The organism is Polynucleobacter sphagniphilus, from assembly GCF_001953355.1.
GTDB classification, from domain to species: Bacteria; Pseudomonadota; Gammaproteobacteria; order Burkholderiales; family Burkholderiaceae; genus Polynucleobacter; species Polynucleobacter sphagniphilus.
This window is the reverse complement of sequence record NZ_MPIY01000001.1, coordinates 109,549-126,279: the sequence shown is the minus strand read 5'-3', so window position 1 is coordinate 126,279 and position 16,731 is coordinate 109,549. Positions and strand designations below refer to the sequence as shown.

18 protein-coding genes are annotated in these 16,731 nt (G+C 47.5%); 2 read left to right on the top strand and 16 right to left on the bottom strand.

Going from position 1 to position 16,731, the window contains the following annotated elements; genetic code table 11:
* Position 1: 1 nt before the first annotated feature.
* From era to BOQ04_RS00575, 13 genes are all read right to left on the bottom strand, one after another.
* Positions 2 to 898 (bottom strand): GTPase Era, encoded by an 897-nt coding sequence (era, locus tag BOQ04_RS00635; RefSeq protein WP_233126606.1) that lies wholly within the window; start codon positions 896 to 898, stop codon positions 2 to 4.
* A gap of 44 nt (positions 899 to 942) precedes the next feature.
* On the bottom strand, positions 943 to 1,734 hold the full coding sequence (gene rnc / locus BOQ04_RS00630; RefSeq protein ID WP_076022846.1) for a ribonuclease III: 792 nt from the start codon (positions 1,732 to 1,734) through the stop codon (positions 943 to 945).
* A 4-nt stretch (positions 1,735 to 1,738) separates the two neighbouring features.
* A complete protein-coding gene (lepB, locus tag BOQ04_RS00625; protein ID WP_076022845.1) occupies positions 1,739 to 2,545 on the bottom strand; it encodes a signal peptidase I in 807 nt (268 codons plus the stop codon).
* The gene (gene lepA, locus BOQ04_RS00620; RefSeq protein ID WP_076022844.1) at positions 2,545 to 4,350 is read right to left on the bottom strand and encodes a translation elongation factor 4; all 1,806 of its coding nucleotides are present in this window, start codon (positions 4,348 to 4,350) and stop codon (positions 2,545 to 2,547) included. The genes lepB and lepA overlap by 1 nt, the downstream gene beginning before the upstream one ends.
* 145 nt (positions 4,351 to 4,495) lie before the next feature.
* On the bottom strand, positions 4,496 to 5,950 hold the full coding sequence (locus BOQ04_RS00615; protein ID WP_076022843.1) for a DegQ family serine endoprotease: 1,455 nt from the start codon (positions 5,948 to 5,950) through the stop codon (positions 4,496 to 4,498).
* Between the two features lie 50 nt (positions 5,951 to 6,000).
* The gene (fabF, locus tag BOQ04_RS00610; protein ID WP_076022842.1) at positions 6,001 to 7,248 is read right to left on the bottom strand and encodes a beta-ketoacyl-ACP synthase II; all 1,248 of its coding nucleotides are present in this window, start codon (positions 7,246 to 7,248) and stop codon (positions 6,001 to 6,003) included.
* Positions 7,249 to 7,282: 34 nt separating this feature from the next.
* Positions 7,283 to 7,522, bottom strand: coding sequence for an acyl carrier protein (gene acpP / locus BOQ04_RS00605; RefSeq protein ID WP_011902246.1), 240 nt, complete (start codon positions 7,520 to 7,522; stop codon positions 7,283 to 7,285).
* A gap of 101 nt (positions 7,523 to 7,623) precedes the next feature.
* Positions 7,624 to 8,367: a 3-oxoacyl-ACP reductase FabG gene (fabG, locus tag BOQ04_RS00600; protein WP_076022841.1), complete on the bottom strand. Its 744-nt coding sequence runs from the start codon at positions 8,365 to 8,367 to the stop codon at positions 7,624 to 7,626.
* A 10-nt stretch (positions 8,368 to 8,377) separates the two neighbouring features.
* On the bottom strand, positions 8,378 to 9,313 hold the full coding sequence (fabD, locus tag BOQ04_RS00595; protein WP_076022840.1) for an ACP S-malonyltransferase: 936 nt from the start codon (positions 9,311 to 9,313) through the stop codon (positions 8,378 to 8,380).
* Positions 9,314 to 9,365: 52 nt separating this feature from the next.
* Positions 9,366 to 10,352, bottom strand: coding sequence for a beta-ketoacyl-ACP synthase III (locus tag BOQ04_RS00590; RefSeq protein ID WP_076022839.1), 987 nt, complete (start codon positions 10,350 to 10,352; stop codon positions 9,366 to 9,368).
* Positions 10,349 to 11,362 (bottom strand): phosphate acyltransferase PlsX, encoded by a 1,014-nt coding sequence (gene plsX / locus BOQ04_RS00585; protein ID WP_076023149.1) that lies wholly within the window; start codon positions 11,360 to 11,362, stop codon positions 10,349 to 10,351. Before plsX ends, BOQ04_RS00590 begins: the two co-directional genes overlap by 4 nt.
* A gap of 83 nt (positions 11,363 to 11,445) precedes the next feature.
* Positions 11,446 to 11,625 (bottom strand): 50S ribosomal protein L32, encoded by a 180-nt coding sequence (gene rpmF / locus BOQ04_RS00580; protein ID WP_076022838.1) that lies wholly within the window; start codon positions 11,623 to 11,625, stop codon positions 11,446 to 11,448.
* A gap of 102 nt (positions 11,626 to 11,727) precedes the next feature.
* Positions 11,728 to 12,309 carry a YceD family protein gene (locus BOQ04_RS00575; protein WP_076022837.1) on the bottom strand — a complete coding sequence of 194 codons (582 nt, stop codon included), beginning with the start codon at positions 12,307 to 12,309 and terminating at the stop codon, positions 11,728 to 11,730.
* A gap of 43 nt (positions 12,310 to 12,352) precedes the next feature.
* Here BOQ04_RS00575 and BOQ04_RS00570 point away from each other — a divergent pair, with 43 nt between their 5' ends.
* Both BOQ04_RS00570 and BOQ04_RS00565 read left to right on the top strand, forming a co-directional pair.
* On the top strand, positions 12,353 to 12,970 hold the full coding sequence (locus tag BOQ04_RS00570; protein WP_076023148.1) for a Maf family nucleotide pyrophosphatase: 618 nt from the start codon (positions 12,353 to 12,355) through the stop codon (positions 12,968 to 12,970).
* Positions 12,967 to 13,740 carry an SAM-dependent methyltransferase gene (locus BOQ04_RS00565; RefSeq protein ID WP_076022836.1) on the top strand — a complete coding sequence of 258 codons (774 nt, stop codon included), beginning with the start codon at positions 12,967 to 12,969 and terminating at the stop codon, positions 13,738 to 13,740. The genes BOQ04_RS00570 and BOQ04_RS00565 overlap by 4 nt, the downstream gene beginning before the upstream one ends.
* 14 nt (positions 13,741 to 13,754) lie before the next feature.
* Here the strand turns inward: BOQ04_RS00565 and sppA are convergent, their stop codons facing one another.
* From sppA to BOQ04_RS00550, 3 genes are read right to left on the bottom strand one after another with little or no spacing between them, the layout of a single operon-like run.
* Entirely contained in the window at positions 13,755 to 14,708 is a 954-nt protein-coding gene (sppA, locus tag BOQ04_RS00560) for a signal peptide peptidase SppA (protein WP_143742128.1), read from the bottom strand.
* Positions 14,709 to 14,734: 26 nt separating this feature from the next.
* On the bottom strand, positions 14,735 to 15,415 hold the full coding sequence (locus BOQ04_RS00555; RefSeq protein WP_076022834.1) for an HAD-IA family hydrolase: 681 nt from the start codon (positions 15,413 to 15,415) through the stop codon (positions 14,735 to 14,737).
* Between the two features lie 15 nt (positions 15,416 to 15,430).
* Positions 15,431 to 16,444, bottom strand: a complete 1,014-nt coding sequence (locus tag BOQ04_RS00550) for an RluA family pseudouridine synthase (RefSeq protein ID WP_076022833.1) — start codon at positions 16,442 to 16,444, stop codon at positions 15,431 to 15,433.
* Positions 16,445 to 16,731: the final 287 nt, after the last annotated feature.

Here is a 16,731-nt window from a genome sequence, read left to right as displayed (position 1 = left end):
TTTACTCTAGGCCTTGCGCCCGCAATTCTGCACGATCATCAGCCCAGCCGCGTTTTACTTTGACCCAAGTCTCCAAAAAGACTTTCCCGTCAAATAACTTTTCCATATCAATGCGCGCATCAGTCGAAATCTTTTTGAGACGCTCGCCTTTTTGACCAATGATCATTGCTTTATGGCTATCACGATCTACCAAAATAGTTGCAGCAATGCGGCGCATTTTGCCATCCATCTTGAACTGATCAATCACTACAGTACTCGTGTAGGGCAACTCCTCACCAGTAAAGCGAAACACCTTCTCACGCAGAATCTCTGCCGCCAAAAATCGTTCACTACGATCAGTGATCGTATCGCCATCGTAAACCGGCTCACCTTCAGGCAAATATCCCTCCAAGACATCGAGCAGGCGCGCAATATCGGGTGGACTCTTGGCACTCATTGGGACAATCTCAGCAAACTCACATTGATTCTGATCTTCATGACCACCCAATTCACTCCAGGGGCGACTCATTTCTTTCATGAAATTCAATAAAGCCTGATCTCGCTCAGAAGGGGTCTGAAAGCGACTGTTAAATAAATCGAGCTTGTTAAGCACCAACACGATTGGCAAATCCGCAGGTAATAACTTTAAGACCTTTTTGTCATCTTCACCAAAATACCCAGCCTCAACTACAAAGCAGGCCACATTGACATCTTGCAGCGCAGTAGTCACTGTACGATTTAAGGCCTTGTTCAAGGTATTCATCAAACGTGTTTGAAACCCAGGCGTATCAATAAATATAAATTGAGCATCATCGCGATTCTGGATTCCGAGAATTCGATGGCGCGTAGTTTGAGCCTTACGGGAAGTAATGCTGATCTTCTGACCCACCAGTGCATTGAGCAAGGTCGATTTACCCATATTGGGGCGCCCAACAATGGCGATAGTGCCGCATCTAAACACGATTAGCCCTTCAGCTTAAGATTTAACTGCTCTTCGGTCGCTTCTTTTTTTGCAGCCTTTTTCTTGGCCGACCGAGTTTTCCTTGGTTTACGTGACTCTTGAGGCAATGCCTTGAGTACTGCCATTAAAGCAAGTTTGGCAGCCGCCTGCTCAGCTGCACGCCTAGAAGCACCCTCACCCTTTACGCTGACTTTCAGACTGGGAATAAGGCACTCCACTTCAAATTGCTGGTTATGTGCCGCACCAGTAGTACCAGTCACGTTATAGGTTGGCAGCGGCAACTGATAACCCTGCAAATACTCCTGAAGCAAGGTTTTGTCATCCTTACCTAGAGTCTTTGGATCTACATTAGCCAGAATGACAGAATACAGTTTGCGCAAGCATGTCTTAGCAGCATCAAACCCACCATCTAAAAATATTGCGCCTGTAACTGCCTCAAGCGTATCAGCCAAAATAGATGGGCGGCGGAATCCACCACTCTTTAATTCGCCCTCACCCAAGCGAAGGTAGTCAGATAAAGAAAGTGTCTGGGCAATTTCGTATAAAGCTTGTTGTTTTACTAAATTGGCCCTGACGCGCGAGAGATCGCCCTCATCCAAATCTGCATAGCGTTCGTAGAGCATTTCAGCAACCACGCAATTTAAAATTGAGTCGCCCAAAAACTCTAGACGCTCATTATTCTTTTTGCTATGACTGCGATGCGTGAGAGCCTGATTGAGCAACTCAGCCTTCTTAAAGCTATAGCCGAGGCGCTCTTGCAATGGTGCGGTTTCGATAACAGCGCGCGCGTTCATATGCCTAATCGAAGCTGCCAATGCGACTTAAAGAACCTAAGTTGAGCCATACAAAGAAGGCTTTTCCAACAATATTTTTATCCGGCACAAATCCCCAGTAACGAGAATCAGCGCTGTTATCTCTGTTATCACCCATTGCAAAATAGTTACCCTCAGGTACTTTGCATATCACTCCAGAGGCTTGGTACTGGCAGTTCTCAAAGCCAGGAAAACGCTCGCTCGGAAAATTGCCCGCAGGACGCTCTGGGTCATTCAGAATGGAGTGACTGTTGCCACCCAAGTCAGCTGGAAAAGTTTCGGTATAGCGCTTTGCATAGCGCATATTTTCCGGATCAAGATAAGACTCGCCTCCGGTATATTGCAATGGCTGGCCATTAATTTTTAAACGCTTGTCTTGGTATTCAATTGTGTCGCCAGGCAAAGCAATGATTCTCTTAATGTAATCAACTGACTCATCGCGTGGGTAACGAAATACCACTACATCGCCTCGTTTAGGAGATCCTAATTCAATCACTTTTTGATTAATTACCGGCAAACGAATGCCATAAGTAAATTTATTAACCAAAATAAAATCGCCAATCTGCAAAGTCGGAATCATTGATCCAGACGGAATCTTGAATGGCTCAGCTATAAACGAACGCAACAAGAACACCGCACAAATGACTGGGAAAAAACCAGCGGTGTATTCCAGCCATAAGGGCATTTGATTGATGCCTGCAACACGCCTTTGTGGTGCGAAATAAAATCGGTCTGCAAGCCAGGCAACACCAGACACAAGGACCAAAATAAAAAGAACTAGCGCAAAATTCATTAATCATCTACCTGCAAAATAGCCAAGAAGGCTTCCTGTGGAATTTCCACATTTCCGACCTGCTTCATCCGTTTCTTACCTTCTTTTTGCTTCTCTAAAAGCTTGCGTTTACGAGAGATATCCCCGCCATAACATTTGGCCAATACGTTCTTACGCAAAGCCTTCACGTTTTCACGTGCCACGATATTGCTACCAATAGCCGCCTGAATCGCTACATCAAACATTTGTCTTGGAATGATGCCGCGCATCTTAGCCACGACTTCGCGACCACGATGCTGACTGTTACTTCGATGGACAATCACTGACAGTGCATCCACACGTTCGCCGTTAATCAAGATATCGACTTTGACGACATCCGCAGGGCGGTACTCTTTAAATTCATAATCCATTGAGGCATAGCCACGTGAGATGGATTTCATCCTGTCAAAGAAATCGAGCACGATTTCAGCCATCGGTAATTCATAAGTAAGCTTGACCTGGCGACCTAAATAGTTCATGTCCGTCTGAATGCCGCGCTTCCCAACACACAAGGTAATAATCGCGCCCACATACTCTTGCGGCATGTAGAGATTGACGGTAACAATTGGCTCAAGAATGGTATTGATCTTGCTGGTCTCAGGCATCTTGGATGGGTTATCTACCATCAAAATCGTGCCATCCGATTGCTCAACTTGATACACCACGGTTGGCGCCGTGGTGATCAAGTTCATGCCGTATTGACGCTCTAAGCGTTCTTGCACGATCTCCATGTGCAGCAAGCCCAGGAAACCACAACGGAAGCCAAAGCCTAGAGCCTGCGATACCTCTGGCTCATATAAAAGAGAGGCATCATTTAACTGTAGCTTCTCAAGCGACTCGCGCAGTTGATCGTATTCACTTGCCTCGACTGGGTACAGGCCAGCAAAAACTTGCGACTTCACCTCTTTAAAACCAGGTAATGGCTCGCTCGCTGGAACGCGGCCTTGTTGACCTGGAGAATGGGTCACTGTATCGCCTACTTTGGCCGCTTTTAACTCCTTGATACCGGCAATCACAAAGCCTACCTGTCCAGCAGATAACTGCGGGCGATCTACCGACTTTGGACTAAAGACGCCAACATGTTCAACAAGATGACTCGAGCCATTGGCCATCAATGTAATTTTGTCTTTGGGCTTTAGGGTGCCATTGACTACGCGTATCAACATCACTACGCCAACGTAGTTATCAAACCAAGAATCAATAATCAGGGCCTGTAGGGGATCTGTCGCACTCCCCTTAGGAGGCGGTACGCGACGAATCATCTCTTCAATCACGTCAATCACACCTACACCTGTTTTAGCAGAGCAGGTCATGGCATCTGATGCATCAATGCCAATTACATCTTCAATTTCTTGTTTTGCTCGCTCTGGATCTGCTTGTGGCAGATCAATCTTGTTTAATACAGGCACGACCTCAACACCCAACTCAATCGCCGTATAGCAGTTAGCAACTGTTTGCGCTTCTACACCTTGACTCGCATCCACCACCAAGAGAGCGCCTTCACAGGCCGATAAGGAGCGACTCACTTCATATGAGAAGTCGACGTGCCCCGGGGTATCAATTAGATTGAGGTTGTAGGTTTTGCCATCTTTTGCCTTGTAAGCCAGAGCGGCTGTTTGCGCTTTGATGGTGATGCCACGCTCGCGTTCGATATCCATCGAGTCGAGTACCTGGGCTTCCATTTCACGGTCAGAAAGACCGCCACACAACTGAATAATGCGATCAGCAAGAGTAGATTTACCGTGATCGATATGGGCGATGATAGAAAAATTGCGGATTAAATCCATGGCGTCTTATTAGGTCATTCAAAAAACGCCTTGTCAGAACGCACCACAATGATGCGCTGCAAAAAGTCGTCTTGGTAGGATTGTAATGGGTGGCGCCCTGCAGGCGCCGAACCCAATTATTTGCCCTAAATTAGGGCATTTAAGCTTACTTTGGCCGGACTGGAATAATCAGAGTGCTATCGGCACGTCGGACAAACACTGGCACCGCTTTATTGGAATCCAGCCCCTTCACAAGGGACTCAAACTGCTTCACTCCCGAAATATCTACGTCAGCAATGCGGACTATGACATCGCCCGGACGCACTCCAGAGCGAGCTAAAGCACCATCATTAATGCCGATAACCTCGACACCTCCATGGATATTTAATTCCTTCTTACGGGCATCTGAGAGCTCGCCAACGCTCACGCCGAGAGCGTTGGCGCTGCCACCGGCAGCACTTCCAGCTTCAGGCTTCTTGCTCGCTGTAGCAGCCACTTCAGAATCACCTCCAACAGTGACCGTCAGATCGCGCGTAGATCCCTTGCGCCAAACTTGAACATTCACCGCTGTGCCAGGCTTGATTTCCCCAACTAGCCGTGGCAAATCAGTCGACTTAGCAATCTCCTTGCCATGAAAGCTCAGAATGACATCCCCAGACTCAATCCCACCTAATGCAGCAGGGCCGCCAGGCTCTACATTGCGTACATAGGCGCCGCGTGGCTTACCAAGGCCCAAGCTCTCAGCCACCTCCTTAGTCATATCGCCCAATGCAACCCCAATCTTGCCGCGGACCAACTTACCGTTAGTGCGCAACTGATCGGCCACTCGCATTGCCTCATCAATTGGAATAGCAAAAGAAATTCCCATATAACCGCCCGAGCGGCTAAAGATTTGCGAATTGATTCCTATTACTTGACCAGCGGTATTTAGAAGGGGGCCGCCAGAGTTCCCAGGATTGACTGCGACGTCCGTTTGAATAAAGGGCAAATAGTCCCCGGTATCGCGACTCTTAGCCGAAACAATACCTGCGGTAACTGAGTTTTCAAGTCCAAATGGCGATCCAATCGCCAACACCCACTCACCCACCCTAACCTTAGATGAATCCCCTAAAGGCAATTTTGGGAGGTCGTGTGCCTCAATTTTCACCACAGCAACATCAGTCCGCTTATCCAACCCCAAGAGCTTGGCTTTGAACTCACGTTTATCTGTGAGGGTCACATAAATAGTGCTAGCACCTTCAACCACATGGGCGTTTGTCAGAATCAAACCATTGGCATCAAAAATGAAACCGGAGCCCACACCCCGATCAGCTTCCTGCGGCTGACCTTGATTTGCGGGTGGCTGCTTAGGAGCGCTTGGGATTCCAGGGATAGGTACCCCAAAAAAACGCCTAAAGAACTCTGCCTGATCATCAGGCATCCCAGGGAAACCACCTTGCGCTTGCTGCACTACCACCTTTTCAGTGGTACGAATATTCACTACTGCAGGACTGGCTTTTTCAACTAAATCAGCAAAATCAGGAATAGAAACGCGTGGACTTTGCGCATATACACTGGAAATAAATGAGAAATTCCCTAGGCTTAAGGCCGCCAAGAGTGCAATGAAGTACTTTTTTATCATGCTAATTAACCCACTTGGTAAAAACCAATTAATAAACAATGTAAAGAATATTAGGTGAGCTTACCAAAAATCAAGGTGCCGTTTGTTCCACCAAAACCAAAGTTATTTTTAACGGCATGATCTATCTTTACGTCCCGTGCTGTATTAGCGCAGTAGTCTAAATCGCACTCAGGATCTTGATTAAAGATATTGATGGTTGGCGGGGATTTCTGGTGATGTAAAGCCAGAATTGTAAAAACAGATTCCAAACCACCAGCGCCGCCCAAAAGGTGACCAGTCATCGATTTGGTCGAATTAATCAAGGTATTTTTGGCATGATCGCCTAAGGCAGCCTTGATTGCAGCGGTCTCATTCTTATCGCCCAAAGGGGTAGAAGTGCCGTGCGCATTAATGTACTGAATTTGATCTGGATTTAAACCGGCGTCGCGCATAGCATTAACCATACAACGGCGTGGGCCATCCATATTTGGTGCTGTCATATGATATGCATCACCACTCATGCCAAAACCCAAAAGCTCGCAATAAATCTTTGCACCACGTGCTTTTGCATGCTCATATTCCTCAAGAACCACTACGCCAGCACCCTCACCAAGAACAAAACCATCACGATCTTTATCCCAAGGGCGTGATGCCGTTGCCGGATCATCATTGCGAGTGGATAGAGCGCGGGCCGAAGCAAAACCACCTACACCCAAAGCAGAGATAGTGGATTCTGCGCCGCCAGCCACCATCACATCTGCATCACCATATTGAATCAAGCGGGCAGCTAAGCCAATACTGTGCAAGCCTGTTGTGCAAGCGGTCACAGCAGCTACATTGGGACCCTTCAATCCAAACAAGATGCTCAAGTGCCCAGAAATCATATTAATGATTGAGCCAGGCACAAAGAAGGGGGAGATACGACGCGGGCCGCGGGCCAACAATTCAGCACTGGTCTCTTCGATCATTGGCAAACCGCCAATACCAGAGCCAACCATCACGCCAATTCGCTCAGCATTTTCTTCTGTTACTTGAAGACCGCTATCGCGAATAGCCTGCGTACCAGCGGCAATACCGTAATGGATAAAAGTATCCATGTGGCGCGCTTCTTTGGCGGAAACATATTCCTCAACATTGAAATCCTTCACCTCTCCAGCGAAATGAACGCTTAGCGGAGCATGGTCGAATTTAGTGATCGTCGCAATACCTGATTTGCCCGCAAGCAAATTAGACCAAGCGGCGTCAACCGAATTTCCAACTGGTGAGATAAGGCCTAAGCCGGTGACTACTACCCGGCGTCGGCCATTTGATGCTGACACAGTAATAACTAAAAATTAGCTATAGCAAAGGGAATTAACCCTGAGCTTTAGAAGTAGCAAAGTCGATAGCGAGCTGAACAGTAGTGATTTTTTCAGCTTCTTCATCAGGAATTTCGATTCCGAATTCATCTTCCAAAGCCATTACAAGCTCAACAGTGTCAAGAGAGTCAGCGCCCAAGTCGTTCACGAAGGAAGATTCATTCTTGATGTCTCCTTCTGCGACGCCCAATTGCTCAGCGACGATTTTCTTAACGCGTTGTTCGATGTTGTCCATTAATTTCCCCAGGGGTTGTAAAAACGATGGAAGGATTTTATCAGCTTGGCAGAAGAAATCAGAAAAATCCGCCAAAAATTGAATAAATCCTTGCTTTGCCGTTAGGCTAAATAGAGTCCGCCATTGACGTGTAGTGTGTTACCAGTGATATATCCTGCGGCAGGAGAGGCCAAAAAGGCCACCGCCTGAGCGACATCTTCCGGGCTACCCAGGCGGGCTAGCGGAATATTCGCCTTTAGGGCATTTTGCTGCTCTTCACTCAGAGCACGGGTCATGTCGGTATCAATAAAACCAGGGGCAACACAGTTTACGGTGATATTGCGGCTACCGATTTCACGCGCCAAGGCACGGGTCATGCCTGAGACACCCGCTTTTGCAGCAGCATAATTCGCCTGCCCTGGATTACCCATATGGCCAACAATAGAGGTGATATTAATAATTCTGCCGGCGCGCGCCTTCATCATGGGGCGCATCACCGCCTGAGACAATCGAAAAACCGCACTTAAATTGGTATCAATCACGTCCGTCCACTCGTCGGCCTTCATACGCATGGCCAATTGATCACGTGTAATACCAGCGTTATTGACCAAAATAGAGATACCACCAAAATCTTTGACGATTGAATCAATGATTTGCTCGCAGGCTTGGGGGTCAGTCACGTTGAGAACCTCGCCACGACCGCCACTGGACTCTAGACGCGCATTGATTGCTTTTGCACCATCCGGCGAGGTTGCCGTTCCAATTACCTTAGCTCCGCACTTGACCAATTCTTCGGCAATGGCCTGACCAATACCACGTGAAGCTCCGGTAACTAGAGCAATTTGTCCGCTTAAGTCGATATTCATTTTTCTGTTCCTATTTCAAATGAGCCAAGGCCTCATTCAGGCTGGCTTCATCAAATACTGGCACGCCAGTAAGTTGATCATTAATACGCTTTGTAAGACCAGCCAACACCTTGCCTGGTCCGCATTCGACTACCTGCGTGACGCCCTGCTTAGCCATCGCTTGAATCGTTTCATGCCAACGAACGGGTTTGGCGGCTTGACGCACTAGGGCTTCTTTAATTGCTGCAGGGTCATTAAGCACCTCCACATCCACGTTATTAATTACAGCAATGGCGGGCACTTTAAACTCAATCCCAGCCAAATAAGCATCTAATTTCTCAGAGGCAGGTTTTAACAAGGAAGAGTGAAATGGTGCGGATACTGGCAATGGCAGTGCACGTTTAGCACCAGCAGCTTTGAGCAACTCACATGCTTTAGTCACTGCACTACTTGCACCAGCAATCACAACCTGGCCGGGAGCATTGAAGTTCACCGCCTCGACCACACTACCTGACTGGTCACTTGCCTGCGCACATACTTGAATAACCGCGGCATCATCCAAGCCCAATATGGCAGCCATGCCACCAGTTCCAACGGGAACTGCATTTTGCATAGCCTCAGCACGAAATCGCACTAACGGTACCGCATCTTTAAATGAAATAACACCGGCTGCAACCAAGGCTGAATACTCACCTAGGCTATGACCCGCCATCACCTTAGGCAATGCACCACCAGCCGCAACCCAGGCCCGAAAAAAAGCTACACCAGCAGTCAACATCACTGGCTGTGTATTCGTAGTTAGTGAGAGCGCCTCTGCTGGCCCTTCAGCAATTAACTTTGCAACATCTTCACCAAGAGCATCGGAGGCCTCCTGCAAAGTAGCTTTTACTTCTGGGCGACTTGCGATGGAATTGAGCATGCCAACTGATTGGGAGCCCTGGCCAGGAAATACAAAAGCAAATATCATATAAATAGATCGGTTAAAGGATGTAGTAATGAATAAATTCTAGAGACTGCACTTAGTATTTAATGGTGACAGCGCCCCACGCAAAGCCACCGCCAACGCCCTCTAAAAGCAAGTGCTGGCCACGCTTTATTTGACCCGAGCGAATACCGGCATCCAAAGCAAGAGGAATCGATGCGGCAGAGGTATTGCCATGTTCATGCACCGTCACAATTACCTTATCCATGGACATGCCCATCTTGCGGGCAGTGCCCTCCATAATTCGAATATTCGCCTGATGTGGTACTAACCAATCAATTTGCTCGGACTTGAGATTCGCTTTTTCCAATGCCTCATGCGCCACTTGCTCCAATACTTTGACCGCTAGCTTGAAGACAGCAGGACCATCCATGGTTAAAAATGCAGCACCCTCAACCCCGCCATTAGTAGCTCGGCCAGGCACACACAGAATGTCGCGTTGACTTCCATCGGCATGCAAGGCTGCGGACAGAATGCCGGGCTCGGCAGATGCCTCTAAAATCACAGCGCCAGCGCCATCCCCAAATAAAACGGATGTAGTGCGATCTTGAAAGTTTAATATGCGTGAAAAAGTTTCGGCGCCTAAAACCATTACTTTTTTATAGGTCCCAACACGAATAAATGCGTCGGCTATTGCTAAGGCATAAGTAAAGCCTGCGCAGACTGCCTGGACATCAAATGCAGCGCAATGATTGTGTGCACCTAATTTATCCTGCACTACACAAGCAGTACTGGGAAAACCACCCAAATGATCAGGTGTTGAGGTAGCCAAAATAATCAAATCAAGATCGCTAGATTCAATACCGGCACTCTTTAAAGCTGCCTGGGCCGCTTTCACTGCCAAATCGCTGGTTAGCTCATTTGCAGCGGCAAAGTGACGCGCTGAAATTCCACTACGGGTTTTAATCCACTCATCACTTGTCTCCAGACCAATCTTGGCAAGGCGCTCAACTAAATCATGATTCGTTAATCGTTCAGCCGGAAGATAACTGCCGGTCCCTAGCACTCTTGAGTACACGGTCATTCTTTTGTCTCCACAACAAAGGCTGTAGCAATCCGCTCAACCATGTGATTTTTAGCGGCTTCATAAGCACGCTCTAATGCAAAGCCAAATGCAAAGCGATCTGCTGAGCCATGACTCTTAATTACGCAACCACGTAAGCCCAATAAAACAGCGCCGTTATAGCGACGATGATCTACGCGCTTGCGAACCCGCAAGAGCGGAACCATTGCACAAAAGGCCATCAACTTGGTTATCAATGAGCGATTGAATTCCTGGCGAATTAAACCACTCATCATCTTAGCTAAGCCTTCGCTCGCCTTTAAGACTACATTACCCACAAAACCATCACAGACAACAATGTCAGTGGTGCCTTTAAAAATATCATTTCCTTCTACATTACCGTAAAAATTTAAACCGCTGGCACGTAAAAGCTCGCTGGCCTGCTTCACCACCTCATTGCCTTTAATCACCTCTTCGCCAATATTTAAAAGGCCAATAGTAGGATTCTCTTTTCCATCCACTACTTGCACCATGACATTGGCCATTTGCGCAAACTGCAGCAGATGCATGGGCTCACAATCAGCATTCGCACCAAGATCAAGCATGGTGGTGCCACTCCCCAATTCATTTGGAATGGCTGTGGCAATAGCGGGACGATCAACGCCGTCAAGGGTTTTCAAGATATAGCGGGAAATTGCCATTAAGGCACCTGTATTCCCAGAGGAAATGACAGCGTCCGCAAGACCTTCTTTCACTTGAGTGATTGCCACTCGCATAGAAGAATCTTTTTTCCGACGCAATGCAATTTCAATGGGATCATCCATTAGAACAACTTCACTAGCCGGAATAATTTGAATGCGATCTAAAGGTGCTTTTGGAAATTGACTCAATGCTTGCTTGAGTAAATCAGCATCTCCAACCAGCGTGACTTTGACATCGCTGTGTTTTTCTAGAAAATCGCAGCAAGCAGGGACCGTAATCACGAGCCCATGATCACCGCCCATGGCGTCAATAGCTAGAGTGACACTCATAAAATCTTTGGCTGCTGCAAGTGATTTATCCAAGAAAAAAGCGGCCTTTTCGGGAGCCGCTTCGATCTTTTTAGACTAAGGGATTAGTCGTTTTTAGTTTTAACAACTTTACGGCCACGATAGTAACCGTTAGGTGAAATGTGGTGGCGCAAATGAGCCTCACCAGTTGTGGCTTCAACAGCCGTAGCAGGTGCATTTAAAAAGTCGTGTGCACGGTGCATGCCACGTTTTGAAGGTGATTTTTTATTCTGTTGGACGGCCATATTGAACTCCTAAGCAAGGCAATATTCTAGCATGAAAAACTCGCTAAGCGCTTGATTTACTGTTGAAATAGATTTGACACCCCGCCAGGCGGAAAAGGCGGTTTATTTGTTTTTCTTTATATCTTTCAATATGTTAAAAGGATTTTCTGGCTTTTCGGATGCTTCCAAATCTAGCTCCTCATCGCCAAATGTCGTGATATATGCCTCACATTGGCCATCCAAATGCTTGGGAATTAAGGGTAAAGATAACAAAATCTCATCCTCAATCGTTCCCAGAAGGTCAAAATGCTGACTAGCTACCAAAGGCTCCAGTAGGTCATCGTCCATTGGGTATTCATCTGCCTCCTCTTCACTAGCCACCAAGGCAAATTGCCGCTTTTCAGTTAACTCGAGAGGGTAATCCTGCAAACAACGCTGGCACAGCAGATGGAGATGCCCTTTTAGAGCTAAATTGAGGTACTGCTTAGGCTCTTCCCCAGGAGAATCCTCAAAATACGTTTCCGCCTCCCATTTAACTCCGTCTTTAGAGTCAATCGTAGAAACCTCTTGTGCCAGCCTTGCCAGCATTGAAATTGCCAAGAAACCCTCGCCTCGATAGGCTTGAGAGGACGAAAGATCGACCCTTCGCAAAGCGCCTGGATCGGCTGGAAGTGCAACTTGAGGTAAAACTTGATTACGATTCATGACATTAGTCTAAATGAAGCCACCTAAGAAAGTCGAAGTTGTTATGCCCAATTCCTCTCAAACCAAGCTCATTTTGGCCTCCACATCGGTTTATCGCCGGGAACTACTCAGCCGTCTTGGCATTACTTTTGAAGTGATCTCACCAAAGGTTGACGAAACCCCGCTACCCGGGGAAAGCACCCTAGCTTTAGCGATGCGCCTTGCAACAGCTAAGGCAGCAGCCGTTTCGCAATCACATCCGGATGCCTGGGTGATAGGATCGGATCAGGTGGCTGATCTTTGTGGCGCCGCAATTGGCAAGCCAGGCAATTTTGAGAGGGCTATGGCGCAATTACAACTTATGCGTGGCTCGGATGTGACTTTTCAAACAGCCTTATGTTTAATGAAAGGTGATCAGCACACCACCTTATGCGTGCCAACTGCAGTCACATTTCGCAAACTACCGGATGATGTTTTGCAATCCTACCTGCTAACAGAGCAGCCTTATGATTGCGCTGGTAGCGCCAAATCAGAAGGCTTGGGAATTTCCCTGCTGGAGTCCATTAAGAGTGATGACCCGACGGCGCTCATTGGCTTGCCCCTGATTGCTTTAAGTGGTTTATTACGTAATGCGGGATTTTCCATTCCGCCTAAAAAATCCAATATAGAAACAAATTCATGAGTCATTCACTTGGAACCTTATATTTAATTCCCAACACCTTGGGAGAGGATTCTCGAGTGGAGCAATTGCCCTGGGTTCTGCCTAATGAAACAATTTTGCAAACAGCTAAATTGACTCATTGGATTGTGGAAGATGCTAAAACAGCGCGCGCCTTTTTAAAAGCAGTTGACACTATCTCCCCTTTGGCGTGCTCGATTCAAACCATGCAAATGAGCGAGTGGCGTGGTGCAACGCGTAACGCAAAGTATGGTGATGCAGTCAAACCTAGCGAACTTCTAAAGCCCTTGCTGGCGGGTCATGACGTGGGGCTGATGTCGGAAGCAGGTGTCCCGGGAGTGGCTGATCCAGGCGCTGAACTGGTATTGGCTGCACATCAACTGGGAGCAAAAGTAAGGCCCATGGTTGGGCCAAGCTCAATCTTACTGGGGCTCATGGCCAGCGGCTTAAATGGGCAACGTTTTGCATTTCAAGGCTACATTCCCCATGATGCTCAGGAAAGAATTAACCGCCTTAAGCAACTAGAGATTGAGTCGCGCAAATTAAAGCAAACACAAATCTGGATTGAAACACCGTATCGCAATACCGCCATGCTGATGGCCTGCCTGAGCGCCCTTGCTCCGCAAACACTACTTTGCCTTGGAGTAGACCTGAGTCTCAAATCAGAGATGACTACCACTCTGACTATTGCCGAGTGGCGCAAACGTTACCCTAATGAAGCTGCGTGTGTAGGCCTGCAAAATAGACCAACTGTATTTCTGTTGTTGGGCTAATTTACAAAGCAAACTTATCTGAGGTCGGGAGTTTTCAGCAAGGCTTTACCGGCCGCATTTCCTGCTTCAGCTCCGAAGCGTTTTGCTACGCGCTCAGCAAAATTTTCTTTCACTGTGTAATCAAGCACGCTTGGTGCTTTAAAGACGTCACGGGCAACTGAATCTACTGTGCCATAACCATCAGCCAAACCAATTTTGACGGCTTGCTCACCAGTCCAAACTCGACCAGAAAATAAATCAGGCACATCTTTGAGTCGTGCTCCGCGCCCTTCTTTTACAACGGCGATAAATTGTTGATGAATTTCATCAATCATATTTTTCATCATGACTACTTGCTGAGGATTTTCTTTAGAGAATGGATCCATCATGCCCTTATTGGAACCCGCTGTGATCATGCGGCGTGTGACACCTAATTTATCCATTAAGCCAGTAAAACCAAAGCCTTCCATAATCACACCAATCGAGCCAACCAGACTTGCCTTATCAACCAAAATTTGATCGGCAGCAACAGCGACGTAATATCCACCTGAGGCACAGATATCCTCAACTACTACATAAAAAGGCTTACTTGGATAAAGCTTGCGTAAGCGATGAATTTCATCATTAATCATGCCGGCTTGGACTGGCGAGCCGCCTGGGCTATTGATTTGCAAAATCACACCCGCACTATGCTCATTCTCAAAAGCAGCATCAAGCGATGAATTAATGTCCATGGCATTAGCCATTGAACCTGCAGCGATTTCACCCTCAAGCGTAACTAATGCAGTGTGTCTTTCAACACTCATGCTACCGCCTGGCAAATGAAAATCAAAAACCGCCAACACAATTCCAATAAAAATCAGTAATGTGAGCACCCGAAATACCGCTTTCCAGCGGCGTGCTTTACGCGTCTCTTTTAAGTTCTCAAGCAATAAGTGCTCTAGTGCTTGGCGCTCCCAATTTGCACTGTCATTGTTATTACGATTCATATCGCTCATTTCATTTAACCCAGTTCTTATATAACTAAATTGGTATCAAGCCACTGCGCTAACTGAGGCACATCATCCACATGTGCAAGTGACGTAGATTCTTTCAAGGTATCCGGTGGATGTGCGCCATAGGTCACCGCAACCGCATCCACCCCAGCATTGACTGCCATGTCTAAGTCATGCGTGGTATCACCGATCATCAGCATGCGACGCATTGGCACTTGGAGAGCATCGGATAACTCTAACAACATGCCAGGATGAGGCTTAGAAAAGGATTCATCTGCTGTACGTGTCTCATGGAAGAGATGCTCTAACTGATGGTGCTGCAAAGAGCGGTCCAAACCAACGCGTGATTTACCGGTAGCTACTCCCAATAGATAACCATCTGCACGTAATTTTTCTAGCAAATCGCGAACGCCCTTAAATAAATGGAGCTCATGGTCTTTAGCTAAATAGTGATAACGAAAACGTTCAGTCAATTTAGAAAAATGCGCGGGTTCAATCCAAGGAACTGCACGACGTAAAGAATCATGAATACCTAAACCAATGACGGAGCTCGCCAGAGAATCATCGGGCTCTTTAAAACCCAAATCACGACAGGCCTGCTGAATACACTGAACAATCGTTGGGGTGGAATCCATGATGGTGCCATCCCAATCCCAAACAATCAGGTCGTAGCGTCTAGCGAGCTTTTTATCTACATTCATGGTGGCAATACTACGTTACTCGTGTGACTCAAAACGACTCATCAAGGCAGTAAATTCGTCCGGCAAAGGTGATTCAATGCGCATTTTTTCACCAGTTCTTGGATGGGTAAACCCAGCCAAATGCGCATGCAAATAGAGGCGCTTGGACTTTACTTTCTTATCTTCATCCTCAAAACCATACTTATCGTCGCCCAGAATGGCGTGGCCTAATTTTTGCAAATGCACCCGAATCTGGTGGGTACGGCCTGTTTTCAATTGCGCCTCTGCCAAAGTAATAGCAAGGTCGCCCTGTTTCATGATTTTGCTGATCCGCAAGGCAGTGTGGCTAGGCAATCCATCCGGATCCACCCGCACACGGCGCTCACCGTTAGGGAGTAGGTATTTATGGAGAGGAAATTTCAACTGCATTACCCCTGCAGTCTGGACAATTTCACCATGTGCAATCAAGTAATAGCGCTTATCGGTCTGACCTTCGCGGATTTGACGATGTAATTCAACCAAAGCACTTCTTTTCTTAGCTAACAGCAAGACCCCGGAGGTGTCTCGGTCTAAACGATGCACCAACTCCAAGAACTTGAGCTCTGGGCGAGTGATTCGCAGGGTCTCAATCACCCCCAACGCAATCCCGGAACCACCATGAACCGCCAAACCCGGTGGTTTATCGACGATTAAGAGCGCCTCGTCTTCAAACAAAATGGGCATTTTGTCTGAATAACCCCGGGCACGTGACTTGGTTTGAGCTGTATTGACTGCCGCCATCTGAGCTGGTTCAGCCAAGCGAACGGGCGGTAAACGGACCACGTCCCCCTCAATCAAGCGAGTAGTCGGCTCAGCCCGCTTCTTATTGACCCGCACCTCGCCAGAACGAATAATCCGGTATACGTGGCTCTTGGGAACCCCTTTGGCCCAGCGAAGAAGATAGTTATCTAAGCGCTGCCCAGCCTCCTCGGGACCAATCGTCTGCAAATGAACGGATGCAGGTATGGCTGTTTTTGGCTGTGGGGTCTTCGGAATGGGTGTTGATTTCATAGTTTATCTCTCTCGCCACCTCGGCGAGGGACTTAACAATACCCCATTGTCATTCAACTTGTGCCGTATAATCAACGCTCTAGCTAATTTATTAGCTTGATCCCAACCTGAAGTCAGGTTTGAATCGTGGAGCTTGGAGTCGCCCTTAATAGACTCCCGGGGTTGCCCCTCCCCCGTTGTAATGAGGCGCAGGGTTGGTGTGCCGTATGCCGCGACCCGCGATTAGAAGACAGTTTTCAGGCGAGCGCCTGCATTGATGACCTAAAGGAGGTCTCTGCGGCGATCGT